This window comes from Vibrio anguillarum (assembly GCF_001989995.2).
GTDB classification, from domain to species: Bacteria; Pseudomonadota; Gammaproteobacteria; order Enterobacterales; family Vibrionaceae; genus Vibrio; species Vibrio anguillarum.
On record NZ_JAHGUP010000102.1, the window covers coordinates 23663 to 42134 of the forward strand.

Consider the following 18472-nt stretch of genomic DNA (forward strand, 5'->3'; position numbering starts at 1 on the left):
TCGCATTTCCTCTGGCTAAGGTTCATTTTTGTTTGAGTGTAAGGGGTCAACTGATGATCGATAAAAAGGGTTGGTATCAAAGCGCACGTCGAGTGCCATCGCCGTTTTATGATCAGCGAAGCGATGCGCAAGATATTTCATTGCTGGTGGTACATAATATCAGCTTGCCTCCGGGCCAGTTCGGCGGCCCATATATTGAGCAGTTTTTCACTGGCACGCTTGACCCGAATCAACACCCTTTTTTTCAAACCATCCACCAGATGCGCGTCTCGGCTCACTGCCTCATTCGGCGAGAGGGAGAAGTAGTGCAATTTGTGCCATTTAATGCCAGAGCTTGGCATGCGGGCCAGTCAAGCTTCGCTGGCCGTGCAAAATGCAATGATTATTCGATTGGGATTGAATTGGAAGGGAGCGATGAGACGGCTTATACACCTGCGCAATATCAAGCCTTAGCGACTTTGACGTGTGCATTGCAGCGGCGTTATCCGCTCATCACCAATCAACGCATTACCGGGCATCAATACATTGCACCACTACGCAAAACTGACCCCGGTTTGGTGTTTGATTGGCGTTGCTATCGAGCCTTGTTGGCAGCAAATGACTAACAACAAATTAAATCGAATCGTGATATTCCACTAAAATTTGCTCAACCCAGCATTGAATGCGTTCGTCGCTTTGCTCGTATTGCGAATCTTCATCGAGTGCGAGGCCAACAAAGTGGCGGCCATCTGCCGTTAAGGCTTTTGACGCTTCAAAATGGTAGCCTTGGTTGGGCCAGTAGCCAATCAATTGAGCGCCAATTTGTTTTAGTTCATCATGCAGCATCCCCATCGCATCGAGGTACCATTCGCCATAACCTTCTTGATCGCCTAAGCCGAACAATGCGACGTACTTGCCGTTTAGCGACACGCCACCGATTTGATCCCATATTGCGCTCCAATCTTCTTGGATTTCGCCAAAGTCCCAAGTTGAGATGCCCAGTATTAAAAGATCATAGTTGCTCATCAAAGAGAGTGGCGTTTCTTTCACATTGTGAATATCCACCAAATCCTCACCGATGAGCGCACGGATCTTCTCTGCTGCCATTTCGGTATAACAAGTTGTTGAGCCGTAAAAAAGACCGATCTTCATAATTTTGTGTTCGTTTTAAATCAAGAATAGTGAATTCTAACCATAAAATGACGCGCTTTGCAGCGATTATCCTGCCGATGATGTTTTTTTATGGTATTAAATCAGTGGCTCACATAACCTGAGCAACTCGATTTTCACCACAGAGGTTTGATGTGTCTGAATATATTTCTCCTGATCAAGGGGTTGTGGAACAGTTTTTAGATGCGATGTGGATGGAGCGTGGTTTAGCTGAAAACACGCTCTCATCGTATCGCAATGATCTGACGAAATTGTTGCAATGGATGCAGCACAATAATTATCGCCTCGATTTTATTAGTGTCACTGGTTTGCAGCAGTACCAAGCGTGGCTCGCTGATCAAGACTATAAGCAAACCTCGCGGGCGCGTATGTTGTCGGCGATTCGTCGTTTATTTCAATATCTGCACCGTGAGAAACTCCGCGGCGATGATCCGAGCGCACTCTTAATTAGCCCTAAATTGCCACAGCGTTTGCCTAAAGATTTATCTGAGCAGCAAGTGGAAGATCTATTGAATGCTCCCGATACCAATAATCCTCTAGAATTACGTGACAGAGCGATGTTGGAACTCTTGTATGCAACAGGGCTACGGGTGACCGAATTGGTTTCACTGACCATGGAAAATATCAGTTTACGTCAAGGCGTAGTAAGAGTGATTGGTAAAGGTGGCAAAGAGCGTCTTGTACCGATGGGCGAAAATGCCGTTGATTGGATTGAAACTTTTCTTGAACAAGGGCGGTCTACTCTGCTGGGCGAACAAACGTCGGATGTGGTTTTCCCTAGCCGACGCGCAAGGCAGATGACTCGTCAAACCTTTTGGCACCGAATTAAACACTACGCAGTGATCGCACAAATCGATGTGGAAAAACTCTCTCCACACGTATTAAGGCATGCTTTTGCCACGCATCTACTCAATTACGGTGCCGATTTGCGTGTAGTGCAAATGCTGCTCGGTCATAGTGACTTATCGACCACGCAAATTTATACTCATGTTGCGACTGAGCGACTTAAACAATTACATAGCGAGCACCATCCAAGGGCTTGAAAAGGTGAATTTAATGAGCGTATTACGCCAACTGACTCTTCTTACATTGCCACTTTTTGCTGTGGCGTGTAACGCTGAAACCACAGAGCAAGTGACGTCAACGGCTGTGCAAGCAGCTGCGCTTGATAAAACGGTTTTTGAACAACGTTTTTCTAAACTCGGATTGGAAGTGCTGAGTGTTCAAGCCTCTGATATTCCGGGAGTGATTGAAGTGCAAACTTCCGGTGGCGTGCTGTTTTCTGCGCCTGACGCGAGCCATTTTATCGCCGGAACCTTGTATGAATTAGATAAGAATGGTGGTTATGTCGATGTGTTAGCCAAACGCCAAGCGCCCGTTAATGCGGCGAAGATCGCGCAGTTTGAATCGAGTATGATCGAATACAAAGCCGCCAATGAAAAATACGTGGTGACTGTTTTTACTGATATTACCTGTGGTTATTGCACTCGCCTGCATAGTCAAATGAAAGGGTATAACGACCTAGGGATCACCGTGCGCTACATGGCTTACCCGCGTCAAGGCGTTACGGGGCAGGTAGCTGATCAGATGGCCGCTATCTGGAATGCAGATGATAAAATGGCAGCGATGAATGAGGCAAAAACCAATCATAAGTTGCCAGAAGCAGGGCAGAACATCCAACAAGCTAAGCAGTTGATTACCAAGCACTATCAGCTCGGGCGTGAGTTAGGCATCAACGGCACGCCTGCGATTTTCCTACCGAATGGCGAAATGGTTGGCGGTTATTTACCACCAGAGCAATTGTTGCAACGCCTTCAGCAGATTCAATAACTTTAGGAGTCGGGCTTGAGTGTTCTTGAGCCCGCTGATTTATGATTGAAATAAAACAAAGACCAGCCCCCGATCTTTCGCAACTCCCTGACACGATTCCTACACTGCTTAAACGTATCTATATCAACCGTGGTATCACGGACCTTGAACAACTCGACAAGGCTGCGAAAGCACTGCATTCCTACCAACAATTAGGTGGCATAGAGCAAGCGGTACAACTACTTTTTCACGCCATCGAGCATCAGCAGCGTATCATAGTCGTCGGGGATTTTGATGCTGATGGCGCAACCAGTTGCGCCTTATCTGTTTTGGCGTTGCGAATGTTGGGATCGCACAATGTGGACTATCTCGTGCCTAACCGTTTTGAAGATGGTTATGGCTTAAGCCCTGAAGTGGTCGATCAAGCAATTGAGCTTGGCGCGCAGATGATCATGACGGTCGATAACGGCGTCTCCTCTATCGACGGGGTGCGTTATGCCAAGCAGCAAGGGCTGACCGTCTTGGTGACCGATCACCATTTACCGGGACACGAGTTGCCAGAGGTTGATGCGATGGTGAATCCCAATTTGGCTAACTGCCCGTTTCCCTCGAAGGCATTAGCCGGCGTAGGGGTGGCTTTCTATTTGATGATGGCGCTGTGCGTGCATATGCGAAAAAACGGCTGGTTTACTCGACAAGGCATGAGTGAACCCAAGTTGATGGAGCTGATTGACTTAGTCGCACTGGGTACTGTCGCTGATGTTGTGCCGCTCGATGAAAACAACCGCATTTTAGTGCATCAAGGTTTGCAACGCATTCGCGCCGGGCATGCAAGGCCGGGTATTCAAGCTTTGATTGAGGTTGCTAAACGTGACGCGAGGCGTTTAGTTGCCTCGGATTTTGGCTTTGCGTTAGGGCCACGCATCAATGCGGCAGGGCGCTTGGATGATATGTCATTTGGCGTTGAGCTGCTAATGTGCAATGACATTCACGCTGCGCGTAGAATGGCCAGTGAGCTGGATGGCCTTAACCAAACTCGTAAAGAGATTGAAGAGGGGATGAAGCAAGAGGCGCTGGCTTTTTGTGAGCGCTTACAACTGAGTGAAAATAGCGAATTGCCGCACGGTTTAGTGCTGTTTCAACGCGATTGGCACCAAGGTGTAATTGGTATTTTAGCCTCACGTATTAAAGATAAATATCATCGCCCTGTGATTGCGTTTGCCGATGGTGGCGATGGCAGTATCAAAGGGTCATGCCGCTCTGTTGCTGGGTTACACATGCGCGATGTGCTGGATCGCATTGATACACAAAACCCCGGTTTAATCGCCAAATTTGGCGGTCACGCGATGGCGGCAGGTCTAACTATTGCCGAAAAAGAGTTTGAGCGTTTTGCTGAGCTGTTTGATCAAGCTGTACGTCGCGAGTTAGATGAAAGCGCGCTCAAGGGCGTGATTTTATCCGATGGAGAGTTAACACCTGAAGAGTTCTCGATGCACACCGCTGAAACCTTGCGTTCCGGTGGTCCGTGGGGGCAGGCGTTTCCTGAGCCTCTCTTTGACGGTGAGTTCAAACTATTGCACCAAAAGCTGGTGGGAGAAAAGCATTTGAAACTGATGCTTGAGCCGTTATTTAAAGGCCACCCAACCAACATTATGATCGATGGTATCGCTTTTAATGTCGATTTAAGACGCTGGCCAGATGCGTCGGTGAAAACGGTGCGTCTTGCGTATAAGCTTGATATTAATGAGTTTCGCGGCAATCAGTCATTGCAATTGATGATTGATCACCTCGAAGCGAAGTAACGGCTTGATATTTCTCTTCCTTCGATGCGTGACATGATCTCCCTCCCCTAGAAAGGGGAGGTCCCAACCAATGTTTGCTCTTACATTCCCTCCCCCTAGAAGGGGGAGGAGCCAAAGAATGTTTCCTCTTGAAAGGGTAGATATCAAAGAATGTTTCCCCATTTCTAGCCCATCATTTCCCCATCTGTATTCATTTTGTAATTGGTCTGACCAATAATATTGCTGTTTTAATCGACTATTGTTATCAAGGTGTTTAAGCGTGGGCTGTTCTATGATTTAGGTCAACTTTTGGCTGGACAGCTACGTTTTAATTATGTTAATTTCTGCACCAACTTGAAATTGGTATTACCAATTGACTGCAAAGAGTAGAAGAATAATAAATTATGGCTTATCAAAGGATTCGTCAGCCAAAACTCTCTGATGTAATTGAACAGGAGTTAGAAAGGCTGATAGTGGAAGGAACACTCTCTCCGGGGCAACAATTTCCTCCAGAACGAGAACTGGCAAAACAGTTCGAGGTGTCTCGTCCATCCATTCGTGAAGCCATTCAACGCCTCGAAGCCAAGCGTTTATTAACCCGCCGTCAAGGTGGAGGTACGTTTGTCAGTGAGAACATTTGGCAGAGTTTTTCTGATCCTCTGCTAAATTTATTGTCTAGCCACTCTGAAACCCAGCTCGATCTATTGGAATCGCGCCACGCGATGGAAGGTATTTCAGCTTATTTCGCAGCATTGCGTGGTACTGAGGAAGATTTTGCTCGCATTCAAGCCTGTTTGGCGAGAATTGGTGAACAACAAGCGAAAAAAGAGGTCGAAGCAGAGGCGTCTGCGGTGGTCGCGTTTTTAGTCGCTCTCACTGAAGCGGCCCACAACGTGGTGCTTTTGCATATTGTTCGCAGCCTCGCTCCTTTGCTTGAGCAAAATGTTCTACAGAATTTAAAACTATTACACCGCCGCCATGAAGTGGTGGAGAAAGTAAGTAGACACCGAGCTAATATCGTGGATGCGATCGTTTCTGGTCAGCCGGAAAAGGCGCGCGAAATGTCCCATTCTCACTTAGCTTATATCGAAGAAACATTGTTGGATTTGACCAAAGAAGAGTCTCGTCGTGAGCGTTCGTTGCGCCGAATTCAGCAGGGTAATGAGTCGTAACCTACGACGAATTGCTTGTTTTATAGATCCAACCAATAGAAGGATAGATCGCCATGTCTGACATGAAGCATGACGTAGATGCACTGGAAACTCAGGAATGGCTAGCCGCCCTTGAGTCAGTTGTACGTGAAGAAGGTGTAGAACGCGCTCAGTTCTTACTTGAGCAAATTCTAGATAAAGCACGTCTAGACGGTGTTGATATGCCAACCGGTATTACCACGAACTACATCAACACCATTCCAGCTGCGCAAGAACCAGCATACCCAGGTGACACAACGCTTGAGCGTCGCATTCGCTCAATCATCCGTTGGAACGCGATTATGATCGTTCTACGTGCATCGAAAAAAGACCTCGATCTTGGCGGCCACATGGCGTCATTCCAGTCTTCTGCTTCGTTCTACGAAACATGTTTTAACCACTTCTTCCGTGCGCCTAATGAAAAAGATGGCGGTGACTTGGTTTATTATCAAGGTCACATCTCTCCAGGGATCTACGCACGTGCGTTCGTTGAAGGCCGCCTAACGGCTGAGCAACTTGACAACTTCCGCCAAGAAGTGGATGGCAAAGGTATTCCTTCCTACCCACACCCGAAATTGATGCCTGAATTCTGGCAATTCCCGACCGTATCTATGGGTCTGGGGCCAATTTCTGCAATCTATCAAGCGCGTTTCCTCAAATATCTTGATGGTCGTGGTATGAAAGACACTTCTGAACAGCGTGTATACGCGTTCCTAGGTGATGGCGAGATGGATGAGCCAGAATCACGCGGTGCGATTTCATTCGCCGCTCGTGAGAAGCTTGATAACCTATGTTTCCTTATCAACTGTAACTTGCAACGTCTAGACGGCCCGGTCATGGGTAACGGTAAGATCATCCAAGAACTTGAAGGCCTATTTAAAGGTGCAGGTTGGAACGTTGTTAAAGTGATTTGGGGTAACAACTGGGATTCTCTACTGGCGAAAGACACCACAGGTAAGCTGCTTCAGTTGATGAACGAAACCATCGATGGTGACTACCAAACATTTAAAGCGAAAGATGGTGCTTACGTGCGTAAACACTTCTTTGGTAAATACCCAGAAACAGCGGCGCTTGTTGCTGATATGACTGACGATCAAATTTTCGCGCTCAAGCGTGGTGGTCACGAGTCTTCTAAACTGTACGCAGCCTTTACTAATGCTCAAGACACGAAAGGCAAGCCAACCGTGATTCTGGCGAAGACCGTTAAAGGTTACGGCATGGGTGAAGCGGCAGAAGGTAAGAACATCGCTCACCAAGTGAAGAAAATGGACATGACTCACGTGCTGCAACTGCGTGATCGTCTTGGTCTACAAGATCTTCTAACAGATGAAGCTGTGAAAGAGTTGCCATACCTAACATTGGCAGAAGGCTCGAAAGAGCACGAATACTTACACGCTCGCCGTAAAGCGCTAAAAGGTTACACACCTCAACGCTTGCCTAAGTTCACTCAAGAACTTGTGATTCCAGCGGTTGAAGAGTTCAAGCCTCTGCTTGAAGAGCAAAAACGTGAAATCTCAACCACAATGGCGTTTGTCCGTGCGTTGAACATTTTGCTCAAAGATAAGAGCATTGGTAAAAATATTGTGCCAATCATTGCAGATGAAGCACGTACTTTCGGTATGGAAGGTCTGTTCCGTCAAATCGGTATCTATAACCCACACGGTCAGAACTACACTCCTCAAGACCGCGACATCGTTTCTTACTATAAAGAAGCGACTTCAGGTCAGGTACTGCAAGAAGGGATCAACGAGCTGGGTGCTATGTCTTCATGGGTTGCTGCTGCAACTTCATACTCGACAAACGATCTGCCAATGATTCCGTTCTACATCTACTACTCTATGTTTGGTTTCCAACGCGTTGGCGACATGGCATGGATGGCAGGTGACCAACAAGCACGTGGTTTCCTATTGGGCGCTACCGCTGGTCGTACGACGCTGAACGGTGAAGGTCTACAGCACGAAGATGGTCACTCGCACATATTGGCGGCAACGGTTCCTAACTGTCTTTCTTACGATCCAACATTTGCTTACGAAGTTGCAGTCATCATGCAAGACGGTATTCGCCGCATGTATGGCGATCAAGAGAACGTGTTCTACTACCTAACGCTGATGAACGAGAACTACGCAATGCCTGAAATGCCACAAGGCGCTGAAGAAGGTATTCGTAAAGGTATCTACAAATTAGAAAGCTACGCTCCACAAGGAACGACTGGCTCTAAAGGTAAAGTTCAGTTAATGAGCTCAGGTACGATCATGAACGAAGTACGCAAAGCGGCTCAAATCTTAAGTGATGAGTACGGCGTGGCTTCAGATGTTTACTCAGTAACATCATTCAATGAAGTGACTCGTGATGGCCAAGCATGTGAGCGTTACAACATGCTTCACCCTGAAGCGCAGCCGCAAGTACCTTACATTCAAACGGTAATGGGCAGCGAGCCTGCCATCGCAGCAACTGACTACATGAAGAACTACGCTGAGCAAGCACGTGCGTTTATCCCGGCTGAATCATACAAAGTACTAGGTACTGATGGTTTTGGTCGTTCTGATAGCCGTGAAAACCTACGTCGTCACTTCGAAGTGAACGCAGGTTACGTGGTGGTTGCCGCGCTAAGCGAACTAGCGAAACGTGGTGATGTTGAGAAATCAGTTGTGGTTGAAGCGATTAAGAAATTCAACATCGATACTGAAAAAACAAACCCGCTATACGCTTAATTAAGGTAGGAAAGAATAATGGCAATCGAAATTAATGTACCGGATATTGGTGCGGATGAGGTTGAAGTTACTGAGATTCTTGTCAGCGTTGGCGACAAGGTTGAAGAAGAGCAATCTCTTATTACTGTAGAAGGTGATAAGGCTTCTATGGAAGTACCGGCTTCTCAAGCGGGTATTGTAAAAGAAATCAAAGTAGTCGCTGGCGATAAAGTATCGACCGGTTCACTTATCATGATTTTTGAAGCAGAAGGCGCAGCGGTCGCAGCTCCAGCAGTGGAAGCTGCACCAGTTGCGGCTCCTGCTGCCGCGGCTGTCGCTGAGCTTAAAGAAGTTCACGTGCCAGATATCGGCGGTGATGAAGTGGAAGTCACTGAAATCATGGTCGCAGTCGGCGATTCAATCGCAGAAGAGCAATCTCTACTGACGGTTGAAGGTGACAAAGCCTCAATGGAAGTACCTGCTCCATTTGCTGGTGTACTGAAAGAGATCAAAGTGGCCGCTGGCGATAAAGTATCGACAGGCTCACTGGTGATGATCTTTGAAGTGGCGGGTTCTGCTCCGGCGGCAGCCTCTGCTCAAGTGGCAGCACCTGTAGCTGCAGCACCAGCCGCTTCGGCAGCAAAAGAGATCCACGTACCGGATATCGGTGGTGATGAAGTCGAAGTGACGGAAATCATGGTGGCGGTTGGCGATACCGTGAGTGAAGAGCAGTCTCTTATCACCGTTGAAGGCGATAAAGCATCAATGGAAGTTCCTGCGCCGTTTGCTGGTGTTGTGAAAGAAATCAAAGTTGCAGCTGGCGATAAAGTGTCAACAGGCTCTCTTATCATGGTGTTTGAAGTTGCCGGTGCAGCGCCCGTTGCCGTAGCGGCCCCTGCGCAAGCAGCGGCTCCAGCCGCATCAGCGCCAAAAGCGGAAGCGGTAAAATCAGCGGTGGCAGCACCTGCCGAGTTTGAAGAGAACAATGAGTACTCTCACGCATCACCGGTTGTACGCCGTATTGCGCGTGAATTTGGTGTTAACCTAGCGAAAGTCAAAGGTTCTGGCCGTAAGAGCCGCATCCTAAAAGAAGACGTGCAAAACTACGTGAAAGAAGCGCTGAAGCGTCTTGAATCGGGTTCTGCCGCAGTGGCTTCTGGTAAAGGTGATGGCGCCGCGCTTGGCTTGCTACCTTGGCCAAAAGTGGACTTCAGCAAGTTTGGTGACACAGAAGTAAAACCGCTTTCACGTATTAAGAAGATCTCTGGTGCTAACTTGCATCGTAACTGGGTGATGATCCCACACGTTACCCAATGGGATAATGCGGATATCACCGAGCTTGAGAACTTCCGTAAAGAGCAAAATGCGATTGAAGCGAAGAACGACACAGGCATGAAGATCACCCCACTGGTGTTCATCATGAAAGCGGTAGCGAAAGCACTAGAAGCATTCCCATCGTTTAACTCTTCACTTTCTGAAGATGGCGAAAGCTTGATTCTGAAGAAGTACGTGAACGTGGGTATTGCTGTTGATACGCCAAATGGTCTTGTTGTTCCTGTCTTCAAAGATGTGAACAAAAAAGGTATTTATGAGCTATCAAGAGAGCTGGCTGAAGTATCGAAGAAAGCCCGTGCAGGTAAACTGACCGCTGCAGACATGCAAGGTGGCTGTTTCACTATCTCTAGCTTAGGTGGTATCGGCGGTACAGCGTTTACGCCTATCGTTAACGCGCCAGAAGTCGGTATTCTTGGGGTATCTAAGTCTGAGTTTAAGCCAGTGTGGAACGGTAAAGAGTTCGAACCACGCCTACAACTGCCACTATCACTGTCATACGATCACCGTGTGATTGATGGTGCGGAAGGTGCGCGTTTCATCACATTCCTAAATGGCGCGCTATCAGACATTCGTCGTCTGGTTCTGTAAGCCAAGTTTAGTGAAAGAGAGGGCGGCCGTTAAAGCCGCCCTTGTTAACACGAATAATTGAACAATTGGATTACGAAGGGTTTTTTCTTAATCGAATTGTCGTCTAGCTCACAGGCTAAATGGATTTACTTTTCACACCATTAACATCTCTGTAAACTGTTGCGGTCTGAAAATAATTCGTTTTAATTCATTTGTTTTAAGTAATTGGCTCAGTCATGGGTTTAATTCATTGGATTAAACACTAAAAACAACGAGAACATCCACTCAGCCTGTTAGGGATAATGACTACAAGAGGTCAAAATGAGCAAAGAAATCAAAGCCCAAGTCGTCGTACTTGGTGCCGGTCCTGCTGGTTACTCCGCTGCATTCCGCTGTGCAGACTTAGGTCTTGAAACAGTACTTGTTGAACGCTACAGCACCCTTGGCGGTGTGTGTTTGAACGTGGGTTGTATCCCATCAAAAGCGTTGCTGCACGTTGCAAAAGTTATCGAAGAAGCGAAAGCATTGGCCCAGCACGGTATTGTGTTTGGTGAACCACAAACGGACATCGATAAAATCCGCCTTTGGAAAGAAAAAGTTATCAACCAGTTAACGGGCGGTCTTGGCGGCATGGCGAAGATGCGCAAAGTGACGGTCGTGAACGGTTTCGGCAAATTTACTGGCCCTAACGCCATTGAAGTTGAAGGTGAAGACGGTAAAACCGTGGTTAACTTTGATAACGCCATCGTTGCAGCTGGTTCTCGTCCAATTAAACTGCCATTCATTCCTCATGAAGACCCACGCATTTGGGATTCAACGGATGCTCTTGAACTGAAAGAAGTTCCTGGAAAACTGTTGATCATGGGTGGTGGTATCATCGGTCTAGAAATGGCGACGGTTTACCACTCGCTAGGTTCTAAGATTGATGTGGTTGAGATGTTTGACCAACTTATCCCAGCGGCGGATAAAGACATGGTTAAAGTCTACACCAAACGTATCAAAGACAAATTTAACCTGATGCTTGAAACCAAAGTAACCGCTGTTGAAGCAAAAGAAGATGGTATCTACGTTTCAATGGAAGGCAAAAAAGCACCAGCGCAAGCTGAGCGTTATGATGCCGTTCTTGTTGCTATCGGCCGTGTACCAAACGGTAAGCTGATGGATGCTGAAAAAGCAGGTATTGAAGTGGATGAGCGCGGCTTTATCAATGTTGATAAGCAAATGCGTACTAACGTTCCTCATATCTTCGCGATCGGTGATATCGTTGGTCAACCAATGTTGGCGCACAAAGGTGTGCATGAAGGCCACGTAGCGGCAGAAGTAATTTCTGGTAAGAAGCACTACTTCGATCCTAAAGTTATCCCTTCAATTGCGTACACTGAGCCAGAAGTGGCTTGGGTTGGTAAAACTGAAAAAGAAGCCAAAGCCGAAGGCATTAACTACGAAGTCGCGACATTCCCATGGGCAGCTTCTGGCCGTGCTATCGCTTCTGATTGTGCTGACGGTATGACTAAGCTTATCTTTGATAAAGAGACTCACCGCGTGATTGGTGGCGCTATTGTTGGTACTAACGGCGGCGAACTGCTTGGTGAAATCGGTTTGGCTATCGAGATGGGTTGTGATGCAGAAGATATCGCTTTGACGATTCATGCTCACCCAACGTTACATGAATCGGTAGGCCTTGCTGCGGAAGTATTTGAAGGCACGATTACTGATCTGCCAAACGCAAAAGCGAAAAAGAAAAAGTAACTTCAACGCTGATGCGTTAAATTGCTGGTTAGTTAAATTGCCGGTTCGTAACATAGTAAAAAACCGCTGAATTCAGCGGTTTTTTATGCTCATAATTCAGAGACTAGGAAGTTAAGCCTAGTGATCTTTTTTATAGATGCAGAGCATGCTGAGGTAGCTTTTCACGAGTACACCCATGCTGGCTTCGTCTTGTATGCGATTTGCTTGTACAAATAGTGAGTAGAAGATACCAAGAAAGAGCGTAGCAAGATGTTCTGGTTCATGCCGATCGCACACTTCGCCACGTTCAATGGCTTTGATAAACATATTTTGTACCAAAAGTTGATTAGTACGGTTGGTGGAGAAAAAAAGTGGCCACACTTCTTCGCGCGTTGAAGCGCTCCATTCAAACCATACTTTTAACCAGTGACAATCTTCAATCACAAGAGAAATCATCTTAGTGGTGATGTTGGTTAAGTTATCTTTCGCATGCAAATCAAGATCAATATTATCTGCGAGGAAGTTTGAAAACTGACGTACAACATGAGTGAGTACGTCGTCGACTAAATCTTCTCGGGTTGGAAAGTAGTTAAAGACAGTAGCGACTGAAACTTGGGCGATTTCAGCAATATCTGCGTGGCCACCTCGGCCTATTCCCCGTGTTGCAAACACTTCAAGGGCGATTTCCATCAGTTGAAGTTTGCGTTTTTGTGGTGATAAGCGAGTTCTGGGGCGTTTTTCTATCGATGTTTCCATGAGTTGTTAATCCTTGCCAATGACTGTTGAATTGAGCTTTTCGCTCTAATGATTATTTTGTTAGTTGCTTTAAAGCTTTATGAGTGTACTGCTGCATATGGTTGAGGTCAACGTTTCGAGTTTGTTTTTTGTGCGATCGTGTTAAATCCCATCGGATTCAACGTGTTTTATTGTATCTTTTATTGATGTGGCGTATTTGTGGTGAGCGTGTCTGCGGCAGCGTAGGAGCTTTATTTCATCATATCCAGAGTTTTGCTAATTATTTAACTATCCTGTGTGGCAGTGGTACTATACGCGCCAAGCTAGTTACGCGACGCCATCATTAAACTGCGATGATCGTAGCGTGTCGCATCACCAGAAAAGAGAACAGTATGAAACATACAGTTGAAGTGATGATTTCTGAGCAAGTGGTTCAGGAACGAATTCGTGAATTAGGCAAACAAATCACAGAGCATTACCAAGGTAGTGAAGATCTGGTGCTGGTGGGCTTGTTGCGCGGCTCATTTGTCTTCATGGCAGACTTAGCTCGCGCGATCGACTTAGTTCATCAAGTCGATTTTATGACCGCGTCAAGTTATGGCAACACGATGCAAAGCTCACGTGATGTGCGCATTCTGAAAGATCTGGATGATGACATTAAAGGTAAAGATGTGTTGCTGGTAGAAGACATTATTGATACGGGTAATACACTAAATAAAGTAAAAGAAATTTTGTCTTTGCGTGAACCTAAATCGATTCACATCTGTACTTTACTGGATAAACCTTCACGCCGTGAAGTACCTGTAGAGGTCAAGTGGATCGGTTTTGAAATCCCAGATGAATTTGTCGTGGGCGTAGGTATCGACTACGCGCAAAAATATCGTCACCTACCTTACATTGGTAAAGTTGTGCCGCAAGCGTAATTTTGCCAGCGATAATAGAATGCCCACTAAATAGTGGGCATTCTGTATTTTTAACTATCAGTTTTAACGGCAATTAACACGCTGTTATCGACACAGCAAGTTATGTTGCGCATTAAGAATTTTTTCCATCGCTTTTTGATAGGTGTCGTTGACTCGCTCACGTGAATCGCAGCGAACGCCTAAGTATTCCAAACGTCCATCTTCAATACCGTAGACCACGCCATGCAGCTCGACATCTTGGCCGCGCTCCCATGCGTTTTGCAGTACGGTTGAGTTACCTAAATTATACACTTGCTCGGCAACGTTGATTTCGCACAATTTGTCGGCTTTATCTTGTTCTGGCATTGCATCTAAGTAGGTACGGTGCTTAAGGTATAAGTCACGCACGTGCAGTAACCAGTTGTTGATCAAGCCCAGCGGTGGGTTATCAATCGCTGCGTTGACGCCACCGCAGTCATAGTGTCCACAGATGATGATGTGCTTGACCTTCAGTACGTCAACCGCGTACTGCACCACAGAAAGGCAGTTAAGGTCAGTGTGAATCACTTGGTTTGCAACGTTGCGGTGTACAAACAGCTCACCAGAATAAAGCCCAGTCAAACGCTCGGCCGGAACTCGGCTATCAGAACAACCAATCCATAGAAAATCTGGGTCTTGCCCGCGAGCGAGTTTTGCAAAGTACTCAGGACGTTCAGCCTTAATCGATTCAGACCAACGTGAGTTATTTTCAAAAAGCTGTTTCAGTTCTGGCATCTCACTTCCCTTAAAAATAGTTCAATCGCATCAATGGTAATGCGCAAGAATAGGCCTGACTATACACAATGTTACAATTCCGTTCTCTTATAAAATGACAAAACACTCACTCATCTGACGAGTTTTCCTAGTAAAAAAATTAAACTGCTTCCATCGCTATTTGTATAGTCAACAGAGAATCAATCACATGTAAAATAATGATTAATTATTAGAATGATGATTTGTTAGAGTGAGACAACCTATTTTGAGTATGAGGAAAAGCATTGTGTTTAGAGGCCGTTTTGCCGATATCGACCTAAAAGGAGACGTCTTTGGTGGCGTCACGACCGCGATTATTTCACTGCCACTTGCCTTGGCTTTTGGTGTGGCCTCTGGTGCGGGTGCAGAAGCAGGGCTTTGGGGAGCAATATTGGTGGGGCTGTTTGCTGCCTTGTTTGGTGGTTCATCTACATTAATTTCTGAACCCACAGGGCCAATGACGGTCATTATGACGGCCATTTTAACCAGCATGGTGGCGCGTTATCCTGAAACGGGGCTTGCAGTTAGCTTCACGGTTGTCATGATGGCAGGCGCTTTTCAGATTGTACTTGGCACTTTAAAACTCGGGAAATACATCACCTTAATGCCCTATAGCGTGATCTCCGGCTTTATGTCAGGAATTGGGGTGATTTTGATTATCCTGCAGTTGTCACCGCTGCTTGGTCAGGCGGCCCCCGCAGGGGGAGTGATGGGAACGTTAATCGCGTTGCCCGAGATCATTAGTCAGATGAAGTTCAGTGAGCTCTTTCTTGGTTTGTTAACCTTAGGCATTTTATTTTTTCTCCCGGCTCAATATCGCAAACAAGTGCCCGTTCAATTGGTCGCTTTAGTCGGCGTGACGCTTGTTTCGGTACTGTTATTTGATAGCGAAGAGATCCGCCGTATTGGTGTGATCCCTGCTGGCTTACCCTCTTTTGTTATTCCAACCTTCAATGCCGAGATGTTCACCACCATGGTGATTGACGCTTTAGTACTCGGTACGCTCGGCTGCATTGATACGTTGCTCACCGCGGTAATTGGCGATTCTCTAACGCGTAAAGAGCATGATTCCGATAAAGAACTGCGAGGGCAAGGGCTGGCTAATATGATCGCGGGCTTATTGGGTGCGTTGCCAGGTGCAGGCGCAACCATGGGTACGGTGACCAATATTCAGGTCGGCGCGCGTTCTCCTCTGTCTGGTGTAGTCCGTGCCTTAGTATTAGCCTTAGTGGTATTGGTGGCGGGAGGCTTAACCGAACCGATTCCAATGGCTGTATTGGCAGGGATTGCGGTGTATGTTGGTTTTAATATTCTTGATTGGAGCTTTATCCAACGCGCGCATAAAGTGAGTGTGCAGGGGATGGCCATCATGTATGGCGTGATGCTGTTAACTGTCTTTGTCGATTTGATTGTTGCGGTTGGCTTGGGCGTTTTTATCTCAAATATTTTGATCATAGAACGCTTGAGCCGCGAGCAAGCTCGCCAAGTGAAAGCCATTAGTGATGCTGATGAAAACGATGTGCCATTGACTGATAGCGAACGAGCTTTATTGGATCAAGCCAATGGTAAGGTGCTGTTTTTTTATCTCTCAGGGCCGATGATTTTTAGTGTATCTAAAGCGATCGCTCGCCAGCACAATCACATTAGTGACTATGAAGCGATGATTTTAGATCTTACTGATGTACCTATGATTGATGTGACGGTTGGGCTTGCTTTAGAAAATGCGATTAATGATGCCTTAGATGCCCACTGCGCGGTCTACTTACTTTGCCCAAATGTGCACACCAAACAGCAACTGGAAAAGTTTCATATTTTGGATCTGGTGCCAACCGAGCAGACTTTTTCGTTTCGTTATGAAGCGCTCAATGCTGCGGTTAAGCAGGTAGCCCAAAATCGTTAAGCGTTAAGGTTGTGCAAGAATGAATTACGCAGATCGCTGGATCTGCGTTTTTTTATTTTATCAATTTCTAATATTGGGTTGAAAAACGCGAGCCTTAGCAGCACATTGGATAGGTTAACATCACAAAGAGTGATCCGTGGAATGTACGCATTAGAAATAGAACAATTACGAAAAACTTACGCTGGTGGGTTTGAGGCCCTAAAAGGGGTGAGTTTACAGGTTGAAAAAGGCGATTTTTACGCACTGCTTGGGCCCAATGGAGCCGGGAAATCAACCACCATTGGCATTATCTCTTCGCTGGTCAATAAAACCTCTGGCACCGTTAAAGTGTTTGGTTTTGATATTGATAAAGATCTTGAGCTTGCCAAACAACACATTGGTTTAGTGCCGCAGGAATTTAACTTCAACCAGTTTGAAACGGTTGAGCAAATTGTGTTGCAGCAAGCTGGGTATTACGGCGTGACGAAAGCGTTAGCGAAAGAGAGGGCAGAGAAGTACCTCTCAAAACTCGATTTGTGGGAAAAACGTAAAGAGCGTGCGCGTAATCTTTCTGGTGGTATGAAACGCCGTTTGATGATTGCTCGAGCCTTAATGCATGAGCCTAAGTTACTGATTTTAGATGAACCCACCGCCGGTGTGGATATTGAACTGCGCCGTTCGATGTGGGAGTTCTTAACCGAGATTAACGCGCAAGGGATCACCATTATCTTAACCACGCACTATTTAGAAGAAGCGGAGATGCTGTGCCGCAATATCGGCATTATTAACCGAGGTGAGCTTATTGAAAATACCTCGATGAAGGATTTGCTGGCCAAATTACAGCTCGAAACCTTTATTTTAGATATCGCAGAGAATTCTCCGCCAGCGCCACAACTCAGTGGTGTGATCTCGCAGACCATGCTCAACGGTTCGTTACAAATTGAGTTGGAGAAAACGAAAGGGCTAAATTCAGTCTTTTCACAGTTAACAGAACAGGGAATTACGGTACTTTCGATGCGCAACAAAGCGAACCGCCTTGAAGAGCTGTTTGTCAGTATTGTTCAACAGCAAAGCCGAGGATAATTATGATGTATCGTTTATATTGGACGGCTTTTTGCAGTTTGCTGACTAAAGAAATCAACCGTTTTACGCGTATTTGGGTGCAAACCTTAGTACCGCCAGCCATCACCATGACGCTCTATTTCATTATTTTTGGCAACCTAATTGGTTCGCGTATTGGCCAGATGAACGGCTTTAGCTATATGGAATATATTGTCCCGGGCTTAATCATGATGTCGGTGATCACTAACTCATACTCGAACGTCGCCTCTTCTTTCTTTAGTGCGAAGTTTCAGAAAAACATCGAAGAGTTGTTAGTTGCGCCTGTCCCTAACTACGTCATTATCGCTGGATTTGTGATGGGCGGGGTAGTGCGTGGCTTGCTGGTGGGCACGATAGTAACCCTTGTGTCGCTGTTCTTTGTTGATCTCAAGGTCGATCATTGGGGGATCATTGCGGCGACGGTTTTTCTCACCTCTGTTGTGTTCGCTTTAGGCGGCATGATTAACGCCATTTTTGCTAAAACCTTTGATGACATTTCGATTATTCCTACCTTTGTATTGACGCCATTAACCTACTTGGGTGGGGTATTTTATTCGATCAGCCTATTGCCTGACTTTTGGCAAGCGGTATCGAAAATCAACCCAATCGTCTACATGGTTAATGCCTTCCGCTACGGTTTTCTTGGCGTGTCAGATGTGGGAATTGTTACTTCGTTCAGTGTGCTTGGTATTTTTGTAGTGGCCCTGTATGGAGTTGCGCATTATCTGGTTTCGCGTGGTATCGGGTTAAGGACTTAATAGTGCCTCCCCCTTTTAGGGGGAGGCTAGGAGGGGGTTCACCCCACCCTAACCCT

Annotated in this window: 15 protein-coding genes; 12 read left to right on the forward strand and 3 right to left on the reverse strand. The window is 46.3% G+C overall.

Features of this window, described 5'->3' with window-relative positions:
* Window positions 1-53 precede the first annotated feature (53 nt).
* Window positions 54-605, forward strand: coding sequence for a 1,6-anhydro-N-acetylmuramyl-L-alanine amidase AmpD (gene ampD, locus PL85_RS16830; protein WP_234826552.1), 552 nt, complete (start codon window positions 54-56; stop codon window positions 603-605).
* Between the two features lie 7 nt (window positions 606-612).
* On the opposite strand, the gene fldB is transcribed toward ampD, so the two are convergent.
* Window positions 613-1131: a flavodoxin FldB gene (gene fldB, locus PL85_RS16835; protein ID WP_115339514.1), complete on the reverse strand. Its 519-nt coding sequence runs from the start codon at window positions 1129-1131 to the stop codon at window positions 613-615.
* 152 nt (window positions 1132-1283) lie between these two features.
* Here fldB and xerD point away from each other — a divergent pair, with 152 nt between their 5' ends.
* The 7 genes from xerD (at window position 1284) to lpdA (ending at window position 12270) form a co-directional block, all read left to right on the forward strand.
* On the forward strand, window positions 1284-2192 hold the full coding sequence (xerD, locus tag PL85_RS16840) for a site-specific tyrosine recombinase XerD (protein ID WP_013857679.1): 909 nt from the start codon (window positions 1284-1286) through the stop codon (window positions 2190-2192).
* A gap of 13 nt (window positions 2193-2205) precedes the next feature.
* A complete protein-coding gene (locus PL85_RS16845) occupies window positions 2206-2979 on the forward strand; it encodes a thioredoxin fold domain-containing protein (RefSeq protein ID WP_013857678.1) in 774 nt (257 codons plus the stop codon).
* Window positions 2980-3020: 41 nt separating this feature from the next.
* Window positions 3021-4760, forward strand: coding sequence for a single-stranded-DNA-specific exonuclease RecJ (gene recJ / locus PL85_RS16850; protein ID WP_115339515.1), 1740 nt, complete (start codon window positions 3021-3023; stop codon window positions 4758-4760).
* A 383-nt stretch (window positions 4761-5143) separates the two neighbouring features.
* Window positions 5144-5911: a pyruvate dehydrogenase complex transcriptional repressor PdhR gene (gene pdhR / locus PL85_RS16855; protein WP_115339516.1), complete on the forward strand. Its 768-nt coding sequence runs from the start codon at window positions 5144-5146 to the stop codon at window positions 5909-5911.
* Between the two features lie 53 nt (window positions 5912-5964).
* Window positions 5965-8640, forward strand: a complete 2676-nt coding sequence (gene aceE, locus PL85_RS16860) for a pyruvate dehydrogenase (acetyl-transferring), homodimeric type (RefSeq protein WP_013857675.1) — start codon at window positions 5965-5967, stop codon at window positions 8638-8640.
* Between the two features lie 18 nt (window positions 8641-8658).
* Window positions 8659-10542 (forward strand): pyruvate dehydrogenase complex dihydrolipoyllysine-residue acetyltransferase, encoded by a 1884-nt coding sequence (gene aceF, locus PL85_RS16865; RefSeq protein ID WP_088731724.1) that lies wholly within the window; start codon window positions 8659-8661, stop codon window positions 10540-10542.
* A gap of 300 nt (window positions 10543-10842) precedes the next feature.
* Window positions 10843-12270: a dihydrolipoyl dehydrogenase gene (gene lpdA, locus PL85_RS16870; RefSeq protein ID WP_013857673.1), complete on the forward strand. Its 1428-nt coding sequence runs from the start codon at window positions 10843-10845 to the stop codon at window positions 12268-12270.
* A 117-nt stretch (window positions 12271-12387) separates the two neighbouring features.
* Here lpdA and PL85_RS16875 read toward each other — a convergent pair whose 3' ends face one another.
* Window positions 12388-13005, reverse strand: a complete 618-nt coding sequence (locus PL85_RS16875) for a LuxR/HapR/OpaR family quorum-sensing transcriptional regulator (protein WP_115339517.1) — start codon at window positions 13003-13005, stop codon at window positions 12388-12390.
* A gap of 371 nt (window positions 13006-13376) precedes the next feature.
* Between PL85_RS16875 and hpt the strand changes: the two genes are divergently transcribed.
* A complete protein-coding gene (gene hpt / locus PL85_RS16880) occupies window positions 13377-13907 on the forward strand; it encodes a hypoxanthine phosphoribosyltransferase (RefSeq protein WP_010319544.1) in 531 nt (176 codons plus the stop codon).
* Between the two features lie 84 nt (window positions 13908-13991).
* On the opposite strand, the gene can is transcribed toward hpt, so the two are convergent.
* Window positions 13992-14660, reverse strand: coding sequence for a carbonate dehydratase (gene can / locus PL85_RS16885; protein WP_013857670.1), 669 nt, complete (start codon window positions 14658-14660; stop codon window positions 13992-13994).
* 250 nt (window positions 14661-14910) lie between these two features.
* On the opposite strand from can, the gene PL85_RS16890 reads away from it, so the two are divergent.
* The 3 genes from PL85_RS16890 to PL85_RS16900 all read left to right on the forward strand — a co-directional run bounded on the left by PL85_RS16890 (window position 14911) and on the right by PL85_RS16900 (window position 18416).
* Window positions 14911-16578 carry a SulP family inorganic anion transporter gene (locus tag PL85_RS16890; protein WP_115339518.1) on the forward strand — a complete coding sequence of 556 codons (1668 nt, stop codon included), beginning with the start codon at window positions 14911-14913 and terminating at the stop codon, window positions 16576-16578.
* 141 nt (window positions 16579-16719) lie between these two features.
* Window positions 16720-17640, forward strand: a complete 921-nt coding sequence (locus tag PL85_RS16895; protein WP_026027559.1) for an ABC transporter ATP-binding protein — start codon at window positions 16720-16722, stop codon at window positions 17638-17640.
* A gap of 5 nt (window positions 17641-17645) precedes the next feature.
* Window positions 17646-18416, forward strand: coding sequence for an ABC transporter permease (locus tag PL85_RS16900; protein WP_010319547.1), 771 nt, complete (start codon window positions 17646-17648; stop codon window positions 18414-18416).
* Window positions 18417-18472 lie beyond the last annotated feature (56 nt).

Coding starts and splice junctions, on each gene's coding strand:
- hpt (WP_010319544.1), top strand. CDS start 13,377: ATGAAACATACAGTTGAAGTGATGATTTCTGAGCAAGTGGTTCAGGAA.
- fldB (WP_115339514.1), bottom strand. CDS start 1,131: ATGAAGATCGGTCTTTTTTACGGCTCAACAACTTGTTATACCGAAATG.
- PL85_RS16890 (WP_115339518.1), top strand. CDS start 14,911: ATGAGGAAAAGCATTGTGTTTAGAGGCCGTTTTGCCGATATCGACCTA.
- can (WP_013857670.1), bottom strand. CDS start 14,660: ATGCCAGAACTGAAACAGCTTTTTGAAAATAACTCACGTTGGTCTGAA.
- PL85_RS16845 (WP_013857678.1), top strand. CDS start 2,206: ATGAGCGTATTACGCCAACTGACTCTTCTTACATTGCCACTTTTTGCT.
- PL85_RS16895 (WP_026027559.1), top strand. CDS start 16,720: ATGTACGCATTAGAAATAGAACAATTACGAAAAACTTACGCTGGTGGG.
- PL85_RS16900 (WP_010319547.1), top strand. CDS start 17,646: ATGTATCGTTTATATTGGACGGCTTTTTGCAGTTTGCTGACTAAAGAA.
- pdhR (WP_115339516.1), top strand. CDS start 5,144: ATGGCTTATCAAAGGATTCGTCAGCCAAAACTCTCTGATGTAATTGAA.
- PL85_RS16875 (WP_115339517.1), bottom strand. CDS start 13,005: ATGGAAACATCGATAGAAAAACGCCCCAGAACTCGCTTATCACCACAA.
- aceF (WP_088731724.1), top strand. CDS start 8,659: ATGGCAATCGAAATTAATGTACCGGATATTGGTGCGGATGAGGTTGAA.
- recJ (WP_115339515.1), top strand. CDS start 3,021: ATGATTGAAATAAAACAAAGACCAGCCCCCGATCTTTCGCAACTCCCT.
- ampD (WP_234826552.1), top strand. CDS start 54: ATGATCGATAAAAAGGGTTGGTATCAAAGCGCACGTCGAGTGCCATCG.
- aceE (WP_013857675.1), top strand. CDS start 5,965: ATGTCTGACATGAAGCATGACGTAGATGCACTGGAAACTCAGGAATGG.
- lpdA (WP_013857673.1), top strand. CDS start 10,843: ATGAGCAAAGAAATCAAAGCCCAAGTCGTCGTACTTGGTGCCGGTCCT.